The sequence below is a fragment of the Prevotella sp. TF12-30 genome (assembly GCF_003436715.1).
Lineage (GTDB): Bacteria > Bacteroidota > Bacteroidia > Bacteroidales > Bacteroidaceae > Prevotella > Prevotella copri_A.
Genome location: NZ_QSQJ01000004.1, coordinates 121,380 through 134,322, shown reverse-complemented (window position 1 = coordinate 134,322; position 12,943 = coordinate 121,380). Strand labels below are relative to the sequence as shown.

The following is a 12,943-nucleotide window of genomic DNA, read 5'->3' as shown; positions in this document are numbered from 1 at the left end:
AAGGGAAATTATTTTTTTCCTTAAGGATAAATTTCGTATCGCTGAAACCCGGAAAAACAGGGAGTTTTGCTTCTGTTTATTTTATTTTGAAAATTCTAAACATCTTTTATCTTTCCTTTTTTGGCTGATTGCATAACTATTTGTATTTTTGCAGCATGAAAAAGAAAAGTATCATATTATATATAGGTTGTTTGCTGGCTACACCTCTGTTTGCCCAGCAAAACAATTTGACGGCTGATTCTAAGGCTGATGATGTAGCGTTGCGCGATTCTAAGGCTCAGAACAAGGCGCTGCGAGATTCCCTGGCGGCAGCTACGAGTGTGCTTGCCTATCATCCTGACAGCATCGATCTGCGCCTGAAGAAGGCTGCGTGGAATATCCAGCTGGAACAGTGGAGTTATGCCAAGGATGACCTGGATAAGGTGTTGTTTCTCAACAATACCAATATCGCAGGTCTCTTCTACCGTGCATTCGTTAACGAAAAGCTTCTGCGCTATAACTTTGCCCGTCTTGATTATCAGAACCTCCTGGTTCTGGTGCCTGGTAACTTCCAGGCTCAGCTCGGTCTGGCGTTGCTGAATGAGAAGGACAAGCATTATACTGAGGCGTATGATGGCATCAACAATCTGATAGAGCAATATCCGGATAGTGCAACGGCTTATGCAGCACGTGGCGGTATGGAGAAGGAGCGTGGTCAGCTGGAACTTGCCGAGTATGATTACGCCAAGGCAATCTCCCTCGATGAGGATAATACCGATTACCGCATCAACCGTATAGATCTCCTCATCATGCTCAACAGAAAGTTGGATGCCTATCGCGAACTGGAAGCCTTGCAGAAGAAGGGCGTTGCGCCTGGTCGTCTGCAAGACTTCTACCGCAGATTGCGTCGCAAGAAATAATCGTTGATGAGCTGTGCTACCCGGATGACTTCCTCGTCTCTCATCGTAGAGTTGCAGGGAAGGCTCAGTTCCTGGCAGGCGATATTCTGGGTAATCGGTAGTTGATAATGTCGAAGCTCAGGATATCCCAGTTGCTCATTGGGTGGAATAGGGTAGTGCATCGCAGTTTCTACAGATTCATCCTTCAGAAATTCCCTCAGCCTCATCCTTTCTTCGGTAATGAAAGGGAAGATATGGAGTACATTGCTGAATGGATCTTCCAGTAATCTCTTCGGGATGCAGCGTTCCACGATGGCAGGGTGCAGATAATCCATATAGAGCATCGCCTTCCTGCATCTGGCGATATGCTCATCGTGGGGATGTCTCAGCTTTACATTGAGTACAGCTGCCTGAATCTCATCCATTCTGGAATTGATACCCTGATATTCAAAATCAAATCTGCTGGTTCTTCCATAATCGTGGAGGGCTCGGATAGCCTCAGCCAGCTCTTCGTCATCGGTTGTCACGGCACCCGCATCGCCCAATGCTCCCAGGTTCTTGCTTGGGTAGAAACTGTGGGCGCCGGCATTTCCTAGAGCTCCCGTGTGGCAGATGCTTTTCTGGATGGCATTACTGCCGATGATTTCTATCTGGTCCTGATAGGTGATATTCTTGTCTATCTGATTTTGATGGGTGATATCCTCGTCTTCTTGATTCAGCTTTCTTCTGATAGTCTCTCGTGCAGAGCTGTTGACGTATCCGCATCCGAAAGCCTGTGCGTTGTCTTCGAATATCAGCAGATCGTTCTCCTTGCAGATCTCCTGGATTCTTTCCGTCCAGGATAACTTGCCGTAGAGATGTACCAGCATGATGCCCCTGGTTTTATAGGAGATGTTGCTCTCGATGAGGTTCTCGTCGATTTGCAGTGTCTCAGGGTTGGGTTCTACGAGGATTGGAACCAGTCCCACGCTTGTGATGGAAAGAATGGTGGCAATATAGGTGTTGGCAGGCACCAGAATCTCATCACCCTGGTGGAGCTTGCCAATAGCCATTTCTCCCATCAGGATCAGCTTGAGAGCATCCAGTCCGTTACCGCATGATATGCAGTACTCGGTGCCGATGAAATTGGCGTAATTCTTCTCAAACTGCTTCACGCATCTTCCCTGTAAGTACCATCCGCTACTTACTACCTGATTGATTTCCTTCTTGATCTCTTCTTCGTATGGGGCATTGATGGCCTTCAGGTCAAGATACTTGATGGTTTTCTTCTCGTTTTCTGTTTCCATTTCCTTTATTTTTGATGAATAGTAAGAAGCAGGGAATGCTTGGTGCTATCAATTATGCGGCTTTTACATGCTTCCCCCAGAATCAGAGCCTGATTAGGACGGGTTAGCCTGAGGGTTCTTGCTTCTTCCATAACCTGTATGGTGATTTCCCCTGAAAGTGCGATCAGCATCATAGAACACTGTTCAAGTTCCATAGGGGCATCAGAATGAATGATGCCGATATGCGTCCATTCCACCTTTTTTATTTCGAAGGGGATATGGCTGCTTTCCTCAGCGACGGTAAGACAGCCGCGAGGATCATATATCTTGGGAAGTTCTATGATTTCTATTTTCTTCATATATATTAGAACGCAGGATAGCGGGCGATATTGTATGAATTGAAAGGAAAAAGTAAGTTGTTGGAAAAATAGGGGGAATATAAAAAATAAAGAGCAGCTATCTTCTCAGACAACTGCTCTACATTCAATAGGTATTAGTTTTCTTTAAGGTAAAAAGATTGTATTCAGGATAACGGTTGCAAAGGTAGCAAAAATATTTGGTTTAAAAAAATAAATTCTAAACTATTTTTAAAAAAAATGCTTTTTTCTTGTTTTTGCTCTGTTTTTCTTTAGTTTTTCCCATGTAATACCACATTTATTTATTTATAAACAGTAAACTCTAAATGTTCAAAAGGGGCAGTCTAAAGAAATAAGAGAGTGCTGTGAATGAGATTCGGTAGGGAAGATATGGAAAACAAAAAAGGAAACCCTTTTTAAAGGATTTCCTTTTTGCGAGGTGTCTAGCGGAGTCGAACCGCTCTACACGGTTTTGCAGACCGTTACCTAACCGCTCGGTTAAGACACCTTGTAGAGTTTTTTGTTTGCAAACATCTAATAGATGTTTGATAAAACTTTCGAGGTGTCTAGCGGAGTCGAACCGCTCTACACGGTTTTGCAGACCGTTACCTAACCGCTCGGTTAAGACACCTTGTAGAGTTTTCTGTTACCATTTCTGATAAGCGAGTGCAAAGGTACTACTTTTTTTTGAATCCACCAAATCTTTCCGCATCTTTTTTTCGAAAAATATTCGATTTTTTCAAAAATATTCATTTTCTCTATCCAATTCTAGTGATTCTTTGTAGAATCCAACTTTCTTTTTGTAGAGTCCTGCTTCTTGTTTGTAGAATCCAGCTTTCCCTTCTTCTTGCACTGTTCATAAAAAGCGCAACCGCTGCACCGGTAGTTGCCGTCCTTGCATTTGTTTGCCTGTTGCAACGATTTATAAATACGAAAGGCGGCATACAGGATGCATGCCGCCAGTATCGTTGCAATGATGGTGTATTGTATCATCATTTTCTTTTAGAGTTTAAAAATCCCTCTTTAACCTACGGCATTGTAGCCATTGGTAGAGTTCTTACGCATAATGTCGCGGATGTTCATCTCCTTGAAACCCTCGGCACGCTTCTGCTCCTCCAACTCTTCCTCTTCCTCGATATCCTTCTCGGAACGGGTAAAGGTGAAGGTCTTGTACTTAAATTCTGCGATAGCCCAACCTACGAGTGCTACCACGATTAATGCGAATAATCCTACTACTGCGTTCATTTCTTTCTCCTTATTATATAATAATGTATATTTTAATAATCGTCATCAGCTACGTCCTCAGCGTCATCGAGTCCCAGGTTCTCTGGATCCTCAAAGGTAGTACGGTAGCTTTCCTCGGTGAGCTTGTCGTCATCGAATGCATCTTCGTCCTCATCTGGATCATTGTAGTGATCCTCGATCTCTGGTGCATCCTCATCTTCATCGTCGTCACGGTCCAGCAGGTCCTCATCGCGATCCATGTCGTCATCCATAAACTTCATGCGGATCTTCTCCTGCTTTGGCTTCTCCTTGGCAAAGATAGCCTCTACCCAGGTGCCCTTTGGTACTACGAGTACTTCGTAGTCATCAGCGAGCTTCTTCTCATAGAGACCACCTGGTTTCTTGAGGCGATCCTTTGGAAGGGTAGTGGTACTGATGTCGAAACCGCTCTCGATGATGTCCTTGATGCTCTGAGACAGACTATCCCAGCCACCGCCAAAGTTACGCTCCAGCACTTCGATGAGCTTGGTAGCAGTTATATGGCCGATGTTCTCATAGGTGAGGTCAGTCACACGCATGATAGGACGCTTCTTGATGGCATACTTCTCGTTCTTGTCGTCGATACGGAAGGTACCGATCTTGAAGCCACGGTCTATCAACTTGTCGAGCACTTCAGTACGGTCAATCTTGACTGGCTCAATCTCGAAAGCACTACGAATGATGTCGAGGTATCTACGCTGATTATCCTTCAGGTCGTTGTCTTTCTCGGCAGCTTCCCAGAGACGGAAAACATCATTCTCCTGGAGATCCCAGACACTGCTCTTGGTCAATGTCTTGAGGGTGATATTTTTTTCATTTCTCATTGTTGTACGTATTTTGATTGCAAAAGTAAGTACTTCTTTTTATATATCCAAATTTTCTTGCTTATTTTTTTGCTTTTATGCATTTTTTTTTCTTTTATCCTAAAAACTTATGCGTGTTTCGTTTTTTTTCATTACCTTTGTGGCGAAAAAATAATTGATATGAGTGAACCGTTAGCTGAAAGAATGAGACCTCGCTCGCTCGCCGATTATGTCGGACAGAAGCATCTGGTAGGCGAGGGTGCCGTGCTGCGCAAGATGATAGACGCAGGGCGCATATCCTCTTTTATTCTCTGGGGACCTCCGGGAGTGGGCAAGACTACTTTGGCTCAAATCGTAGCCCAGACCCTGAAGGTTCCTTTCTACACCCTTTCTGCCGTTACCAGTGGCGTAAAGGATGTGCGCGAGGTGATAGAGAGAGCGAAGAGTGGCAGATTCTTCAATTCTGCTTCTCCTATCTTATTTATTGATGAGATTCATCGCTTCTCCAAGAGTCAGCAGGACTCTCTGCTGGGGGCAGTGGAGAAGGGTATTGTCACCCTGATTGGTGCTACTACGGAAAATCCCTCTTTCGAGGTAATCCGTCCGCTCCTTTCCCGTTGCCAGCTCTATGTGCTCAAACCGTTGGAGAAGGAAGACTTGGAAGGACTCCTGCAGCGAGCCGTCACCGAGGATGTGGAACTCAAGCAGAAGAAGATTGAGTTGAAGGAAACCGCAGCCATGCTCCGCTTCAGTGGCGGTGATGCCCGGAAACTGCTCAATATCCTGGAACTGGTGGTGGAATCTGCTGGCAGCGATGAAGTGGTTATCACCGATAAGATGGTAGAGGAACAGTTGCAGCAGAATCCGCTGGCTTATGATAAGCAGGGCGAGATGCATTATGACATCATCTCTGCCTTCATCAAGAGTATTCGAGGCAGTGACCCTGATGCGGCGCTCTACTGGATGGCGCGTATGATAGAGGGCGGCGAAGATCCGCAGTTTATCGCCCGTAGAGTGGTGATCAGTGCAAGCGAGGATGTGGGGCTGGCGAATCCGAATGCGCTCCTGCTGGCGAATGCTGCCTTCGATACGGTGATGAAGATAGGTTGGCCTGAGGCTAGGATTGCACTTGCCGAAGCGGTGGTGTATCTGGCTACCAGTCCGAAGAGTAACAGTGCATATCTGGGTATCAATGATGCCATTGCCACGGTGAAGCAGACCGGTAATCTGCCTGTGCCGCTGCATATCCGCAATGCGCCTACCAAACTGATGAAAGACCTGGGCTATCATGATGGCTATAAATATCCTCACGATTATCCGGGACATTTCACAGAACAGCAATATCTACCTGATGAGCTGAAAGATGCCAGATTCTGGCAGCCGCAGCATTCTCCTTCAGAAGAACGACTCTATAACTGGATGGTTACCTGCTGGGGAGAAAGATTCAAGAACTAAAAAATAATTTATTACGAGAAAATGACTATTCATCAAGACCCGGAACTAGTGATGACACTCCAGAGCGTCATCGAGTTCATTGGAACCTTTGCATTTGCCCTTTCGGGCATCAGACTTGCCGCCAGCAAGCATTATGATTGGCTGGGCGGATTTGTGTGTGGTGTGGCTGTAGCTATCGGAGGCGGAACCATCCGCGACGTGATGCTGGGCTTGAATCCTTTCTGGATGTCGAGTCCTATCTATCTTCTGTTTACGTTCTTGGCCCAACTGGTGGTGATAGTGTGCCATCATTATCTGAAGCGTCTAGACAATACCTGGTTTCTTTTCGATACCCTCGGTTTGGCGCTTTTCAATATCGCCGGAATCCAGAAGACCCTCGATTGTGGTTTCCCATTCTGGGTAGCTATCATTATGGGATGTATCACGGGCTCCTTTGGAGGAGTAATCCGCGATGTGCTTCTCAACGAGGAACCGGTTATCTTCCGTAAGGAGATCTATGCGATGGCTTGTGTGTTGGGCGGCTTGGTTTACTGGGCATTCAGCTATCTGGGCTTAAGCCTCTATATTACAGTGGTTGCCTCCTTCCTCACCGTCTGCATCATCCGCCTGCTCGCCGTGAAATACCATATCTCGCTGCCTACGCTGCGTGATGAGGAGGATAAGAAAGAATAATTTAGAATTAAACAATAACATTAAACGATAAACACTAATTAATGAGAAGAGAGAAAATCTTTGGAATGCTGATTTTGGCGATGATGCTGATGTTTCAGACTTCATCCCTGATGGCACAGAACAAACGTGAATTCCGTGGCGCCTGGATCCAGTGTGTCAACGGACAGTATTTGGGTAAATCTACCCAGCAGATTCAGTCGATGCTCACCAAGCAACTTGACGAATTGCAGAAGGATGGCGTGAATGCCATCATCTTCCAGGTACGTGCCGAATGTGATGCCCTTTATCAGAGTGATCTTGAACCTTGGAGCAAGTTCCTCACCGGTGTTCAGGGCAAGGCTCCATCGCCTTATTGGGATCCGCTGGAGTGGATGGTTGAGCAGTGTCATCAGCGTGGAATGGAGATTCATGCCTGGATCAATCCTTACCGTGCCAAGCATGGGTCTACCTCGTTCTCCCAGGTATCATCCCAGAGCGTGGTGAAGAAGCATCCGAACCTCTGTTTCAGCTATGATAATCTCGTGCTTCTCAATCCGGCACTTCAGGAGGCTGCAGATTATACCTGCCAGGTGGCTGCTGATATCGTGAGCCGTTATGATATCGATGGTTTTCATATCGACGACTACTTCTATCCTTATCCGGTAGCTGGCAAGCAGATTCCTGATCAGCAGATGTATGCAGCCAATCCTCGTGGATTCCGTAACATCGGCGATTGGAGAAGAGATAATGTGAGCCGGTTCGTCAAGCAGTTGGGGGAAACCATCCATCGTGTCAAGCCTTGGGTGAAGTTTGGCGTTTCTCCTTTCGGTATCTATCGCAACCGGAAAAACTCTCCGATCGGATCTCAGACTTTCGGCCTTCAGAACTACGATGATCTCTATGCAGATGTTCTCCTCTGGGTAAACAATGGCTTCATTGATTACTGTGTGCCTCAGATTTATTGGGAGATAGGTAACAAGGCGGCAGATTACAAGACCCTCATCCAGTGGTGGAACAAGTATGCCGGCAACCGTCCTCTTTATATAGGTGAGGATATCGAGCGTACGGCGAAGTTTGCTGATCCTACGAATCCGAAGAGTCATCAGCTGCCAGCCAAGCATCGCCTTCACCAGCAGATGAATAATGTACAGGGCACCGTGCTCTGGTATGCCAAGACTGCAGCTGATAATGTTGGCAACATCGGACATACTCTGCGCGATTATTACTGGAAATATCCTGCGCTTCCTCCATTGATGCCGTTCCTCGACGATAAGGCACCAAAGGGTGTGAAGAGTCTGAAGATGGAGTGGACAGAAAAGGGACCGCTGCTTACCTGGAAGGCTCCAAAGGCAAAGAAGAAGAAATGGGGCGATGTCGCCAACCGCTTTGCCATCTACCGTTTTGAAAAGGGAGCGCCTGTGAATCTCAATGATGTCACCGCTCTCCAGGCTGTTGTTTACGATACCACCTATCCGATACCATACGTAAAGGATCAGAAATATACCTATGTCGTTACAGCACTCGATCGCGTAGGTAACGAGAGTAAGGGTAAAAAGAAAACCGTTTCGCTTTAGGCGAAGCGGTTTTTCTTGTTTCTGTCATTCTGATTCAGAGCGTTTTTTCTTGTTAAAAGCCTGGAATTGTACCTTTATCCATAAAAAAACGCCTAAAAAGGCAAAAAATAGTAAAATAGAGCATTTAAAAAAGCATAAAAAGTTTCTGATTTTTCTCATAAATAAATTAGATTTCATATCTTTGCGCAAAATTAGAAACAATGACAGAACTATTGAGTATATTATACAAGCTGCGGATATTCACTTTGGATGAACTTTCTGAGGCTCTGAAAGACAAGGTGAAATCGGTGGAAGCGTTGCTTGTTCGATACAAGCAACAAGGGTGGATTGTGGCTATACGGCGCAATACCTATTGTATGAAGGATATTGCATCGGGCTTACCTGTTTGCGACAAGTATGAGATAGGAAGCCACTTGTCACCTACAGCTTGCATCAGTTATCACACAGCATTGGAATTTCATGGATTGGCTCATCAACCCTTCAATGAGGTTTTTGTGAAAAGCATGACTCGCTTCAATCCTTTTTCTTTCGACGATGTGGATTATACCTATTGCCGACAAACAAAGGAAATTGTTGGTATGATGACTCCCAAGGGAAACCCTTATGTGCGAGTAACGGATGTGGAGAGTACGTTGTTGGATTGCTTTGACCGTATCGACCGAGCTGGGGGTATTGAGGAATTGCTGCATTGTATGGAGGGTATCGTCTTGCTCAATGAGGAAAGGCTCATCGATTATCTCGCAAGGTACGACAAGGCATTCCTGTACCAGAAGACAGGCTATCTGTTGGAGCGAATCAAGGAACAAGCCAACATCTCAGAATCCCTCTTGGAGCTGTGCCGAGCCAAGGGAACCAAAAGCGTTAAGTGGTTGACTAACAACGAAGAGTCGGATACATTTGTAAATAAATGGCGCATGTATGTGCCGCAAGAACTAACATCAAAGGAAGAATATGAACTCATATAACAAACAAGCTCTTGACATCATCGCCAAGGAACAAGGCTTTATTCGCGACAACCTCGAAAAGGTGATGCGATTAGTGGAGATACTCAACTATTTCCATGACAGTCCTTTGTTGTCTAAATCTCTTGTGCTGAAAGGTGGCACAGCCATCAATCTCACCGTTTTCCAACTGCCAAGACTCTCGGTAGATATAGACCTTGACTTTACGGTGGATTGCGACCGAGAATCCATGCTCTCCATTCGCCAAGAAGTGAATAACGAGATTCTACGCTATATGGAGTCGGATGGTTATCATCTTGCGCCTGGCTCCAAGACACCACATACGCTTGACTCATGGGTGTTTCATTATACCAATGCCGCTGGCAACAATGATGGCATCAAGATAGAAATCAACTATTCCGACCGTTGCCATATCCTTCCTGCCATAGAGACTCATGTGTCCATTCCGTTTCTGAGCGATGTGAAGGTACGTTCTCTTTCACCTGTCGAATTGTTTGCCACCAAGATAAACGCCTTGATAGGTAGAAGTGCTGCACGTGACATTTATGATGTCTATAACATGATGAAGCATCAACTATTCGTGAGCGATGAAGAGAAAACGTTGCTGAGAAAAGCGACCGTTTTTTATCTGACTGTTGGCTCAAGCAGAAAAGACAACGCTACGCCTACGGAATATACTGACTTTCCGCAGATAGACAAGATCCGTTTTCTGCAGATTCGTTCGCAACTCTTGCCTGTGCTTAGGCGCAGTGAGCATTTTGACTTTGAAAAAGCCAAGACAGAAGTGAAAGACTTTCTCTCAAAGCTATTGGTTCTGACAGAATCAGAGAAAGAATATGTGCGGGAATTCAATGACAAGAAGTATATTCCTGAATTGCTGTTCGAAGATAAAGAGATGGTCAATAGAATCAAATTTCATCCTATGGCTTTGTGGAAGACAAGGAGTCGTTGAATGTTTTTCTGTAAATTTTGAAAAAAGTTGTTGTTTTGCTTAGTTTTTTGATTTCCTCAACTGTATATACAGTATATGGACTATAAAACAGGGAATAGGCTATGAGTAAATATCTGATAAGTTTGATTTTGCTTTCGGTGATAAGTATGGGCGTTTCTGCCCAACGTATCACTCGACAATATAATAATGTGTCATTTTCTGCGGCATTAAAGGATTTGAATGCCAAACAGGATAAGTATGTCATCAACTTTGTGTATGACGAGTTGGAGGATTTCAAGGTGACAAAGAACATCAAGAATGAAAGTGTTCCAGATGCCATCATGAACTTGATAGGTTTTTACCCTATCAAGATGAAACAAGTGGATAATATTATCATTGTAGAATGTATTCAAAAGACTTCTAACAGAATGATGGGACGCATTGTAGACACTCACCATCAACCAGTCGATTTCGCCAATGTCGCTTTGCTCAATGTTAGTGATTCCAGTTTAATCACGGGTGGTGTAACAAATGAGAATGGTCAGTTCGTAATTCCTTGCGAGGTGAAAAAGGCGATTGTGAAAGTGAGTTGTGTGGGCTACAAAACTTATTGTAATGCATATCGTACCGGTGAGGTTGGTGCCATAATCTTGGAGGATGCAACAATTAATCTGCAAAAAATTGTGATTAAAGGACATCGCAAATACATTTCAAGAGAAAACGGAAGACTTACTCTCAACGTTCAAAATTCCAATTTGAAAAATATTGGCAAGGCCACAGATGTTATCAAATATATTCCTGGGATGCTCTATACAAATGGAAAGTATGAGGTGTTCGGAAAGGGAGAGCCTGTCATCTATATCGATGGAAGAAAGCAGACTAATACTTCAGGGTTGTCACTCCTTTCTTCTACCAACGTGAAGTCTGTACAGCTCATAACAAACCCTGGGGCAGAATACGATGCAGAAACAAGGAGTATCATAAACATCACTACCGTACACCATTCCTTGGATGGACTTTCTGGTATTGTGGGTGCGGAAATCTCCAAACATAAGAATTTGTCTAACAACGAGGAGGTCAACCTCAACATCCACAAGGGAGCTTTGGATGTATTCCTCGCATATCAATATGACAATACGAGAAGTGACATCAGATATGATGTTAACCAGTTCAATTACGAGCAAGATACATTTCATGAGATTTCTGCTTCTGAATATTCCGACCGCTCTCGCTCTCATGACTATAATGTTGGTATGAATTATGCCATAAACAAGAATCACACTATCGGCGGAAGATATTTGGGAAGCATCTCCAACTACAAGATGCTCGACTCTCCTTTCGACTATATGCAGACGTACAAGAATGATGAACTGTTGACAGCTACAGACAACAAGACTGAAGAATCTGAAAAGGAAAGGTTTCACAATGTCAATCTGTATTATATCGGCAAACTAACAGACAACCTACAGCTCAACTTGGATGCCGACTATGTTTATGCTCAACTGAAACATAAGCAACAAGTGAGCGAGACAAGTAGAATAGATGCTGTCTCAGAAATCACGCATATGCAAAACGACCAGCGAAATCGTGCGACTGCACTCAAAGGGGTGTTTGCTTGGAACATGAATAAGAATAATGGGCTTGATTTCGGAACGGATTTCAGTAAAATCAGTTCATGGGGTATGTCTGTAAACGAAGAAGGGAAGATAGCCGATGACCAATTCAAGAATAAGGAAACCAAGTATGCTGGATTTGCCACTTTTCGTTTGTCTGCCTCCAAATGGAAAGGAAGCATCGGGCTTCGCTATGAGTACATTCATGCCATCAACACAGACCAAGGAGAAGTAAAGAACAAGACCAATTATTCGGACTTACTTCCATCCCTTTCTCTTTCCACTATGTTTGGGAGAGTGGGGATGAATCTTGATTTCAGTAGTAGGGTCACCCGTCCTTCGTTTCGTCAGTTGAACAACAGTGTGAGCTACAACAATCAATACCATTATGAGCAAGGCAACATTTATCTGAAACCGCAATACGTGTATGATACAGAACTTAGTGTGAATTATAGCATATTCGACTTCAAGTTGGATTATCAGTATATCAAGGATTACATCCATCCGACTGTCGTTGCTGTATCCGGCAAACCTGGAACGGTAACTTGGATGTCAACCAACGCCAAGGATTTCCAGCAACTAGGAGCGCAATGTGTTGTTTCACCTGTTTTTGGTTGTTGGCGACCTATTTTGACGGTGGGTGTCTATAAACCATATTTCACGCTATCATATAATGGAGAGCAATTAGACTACAATCATCCATACGGTCTCTTCGCTTTCCAAAATGTAGTGGCACTAAGGAACGATTGGCTTTTTCGATGTGATTTCTTTTGGAACATTAAGGGACATCATGGCATCTACGAGCAAAACGGTTATTCGTCATTCAATATGATGGTACAGAAACAGTTACTTAAAAAGAAATTGACGATAACATTGAAAGCAGAGGACTTGTTTGATAGCTCGACGTTGAACGATGTAAAGAGGGTTAATTTTGTGGTGCAGAACAGAAAGGTGAATAACTTCAATCGCTGCATCATAGCTTCCATTAGTTACAACTTCAATAGTTTCAAAGATAAATACAACGGAAGCGGTTCTGCTGAGGATGAGATTAATCGTTTTTAGAAAAATATAGGTTTTCAAATCAACCTCTAAAATACAATATCCAAATTCTGTGTGATGAATATCTCAGGAATTATTAACTGAGATGTTCATCCACAGAATTTTCACTTATCAATATCAATCGTTAAAAAAC

At 44.1% G+C, this 12,943-nt stretch carries 12 protein-coding genes and 2 tRNA genes; 7 read left to right on the top strand and 7 right to left on the bottom strand.

Annotated features, from left to right (window positions below):
- The first annotated feature begins 155 nt into the window (after positions 1 to 155).
- Positions 156 to 899 (top strand): hypothetical protein, encoded by a 744-nt coding sequence (locus DXD25_RS03135; RefSeq protein ID WP_117661755.1) that lies wholly within the window; start codon positions 156 to 158, stop codon positions 897 to 899.
- On the opposite strand, the gene DXD25_RS03130 is transcribed toward DXD25_RS03135, so the two are convergent.
- The 7 genes from DXD25_RS03130 to DXD25_RS03100 form a co-directional block, all read right to left on the bottom strand.
- Positions 872 to 2,164: a DegT/DnrJ/EryC1/StrS aminotransferase family protein gene (locus tag DXD25_RS03130; protein ID WP_117661754.1), complete on the bottom strand. Its 1,293-nt coding sequence runs from the start codon at positions 2,162 to 2,164 to the stop codon at positions 872 to 874. The genes DXD25_RS03135 and DXD25_RS03130 overlap by 28 nt on opposite strands.
- 5 nt (positions 2,165 to 2,169) lie before the next feature.
- Entirely contained in the window at positions 2,170 to 2,502 is a 333-nt protein-coding gene (locus DXD25_RS03125; protein ID WP_117661753.1) for a WxcM-like domain-containing protein, read from the bottom strand.
- Between the two features lie 434 nt (positions 2,503 to 2,936).
- Positions 2,937 to 3,007, bottom strand: a tRNA-Cys gene (locus DXD25_RS03120).
- A gap of 52 nt (positions 3,008 to 3,059) precedes the next feature.
- Positions 3,060 to 3,130, bottom strand: a tRNA-Cys gene (locus DXD25_RS03115).
- A gap of 137 nt (positions 3,131 to 3,267) precedes the next feature.
- The gene (locus DXD25_RS03110; protein ID WP_187360421.1) at positions 3,268 to 3,495 is read right to left on the bottom strand and encodes a hypothetical protein; all 228 of its coding nucleotides are present in this window, start codon (positions 3,493 to 3,495) and stop codon (positions 3,268 to 3,270) included.
- Positions 3,496 to 3,522: 27 nt separating this feature from the next.
- Entirely contained in the window at positions 3,523 to 3,744 is a 222-nt protein-coding gene (locus DXD25_RS03105; protein ID WP_117661752.1) for a hypothetical protein, read from the bottom strand.
- 32 nt (positions 3,745 to 3,776) lie between these two features.
- Positions 3,777 to 4,586 carry a hypothetical protein gene (locus DXD25_RS03100; protein WP_117661751.1) on the bottom strand — a complete coding sequence of 270 codons (810 nt, stop codon included), beginning with the start codon at positions 4,584 to 4,586 and terminating at the stop codon, positions 3,777 to 3,779.
- A 159-nt stretch (positions 4,587 to 4,745) separates the two neighbouring features.
- Between DXD25_RS03100 and DXD25_RS03095 the strand changes: the two genes are divergently transcribed.
- The 6 genes from DXD25_RS03095 (at position 4,746) to DXD25_RS03070 (ending at position 12,813) form a co-directional block, all read left to right on the top strand.
- Positions 4,746 to 6,020: a replication-associated recombination protein A gene (locus DXD25_RS03095; protein WP_117661750.1), complete on the top strand. Its 1,275-nt coding sequence runs from the start codon at positions 4,746 to 4,748 to the stop codon at positions 6,018 to 6,020.
- Positions 6,021 to 6,041: 21 nt separating this feature from the next.
- Positions 6,042 to 6,692, top strand: coding sequence for a trimeric intracellular cation channel family protein (locus tag DXD25_RS03090; RefSeq protein WP_117661749.1), 651 nt, complete (start codon positions 6,042 to 6,044; stop codon positions 6,690 to 6,692).
- Positions 6,693 to 6,733: 41 nt separating this feature from the next.
- Positions 6,734 to 8,245, top strand: a complete 1,512-nt coding sequence (locus DXD25_RS03085; protein WP_117661748.1) for a glycoside hydrolase family 10 protein — start codon at positions 6,734 to 6,736, stop codon at positions 8,243 to 8,245.
- Between the two features lie 200 nt (positions 8,246 to 8,445).
- On the top strand, positions 8,446 to 9,210 hold the full coding sequence (locus tag DXD25_RS03080; protein WP_117661747.1) for a hypothetical protein: 765 nt from the start codon (positions 8,446 to 8,448) through the stop codon (positions 9,208 to 9,210).
- Positions 9,197 to 10,159, top strand: coding sequence for a nucleotidyl transferase AbiEii/AbiGii toxin family protein (locus DXD25_RS03075; protein ID WP_117661746.1), 963 nt, complete (start codon positions 9,197 to 9,199; stop codon positions 10,157 to 10,159). Before DXD25_RS03080 ends, DXD25_RS03075 begins: the two co-directional genes overlap by 14 nt.
- A 101-nt stretch (positions 10,160 to 10,260) precedes the next feature.
- Positions 10,261 to 12,813: an outer membrane beta-barrel protein gene (locus tag DXD25_RS03070; protein ID WP_117661745.1), complete on the top strand. Its 2,553-nt coding sequence runs from the start codon at positions 10,261 to 10,263 to the stop codon at positions 12,811 to 12,813.
- Positions 12,814 to 12,943: the final 130 nt, after the last annotated feature.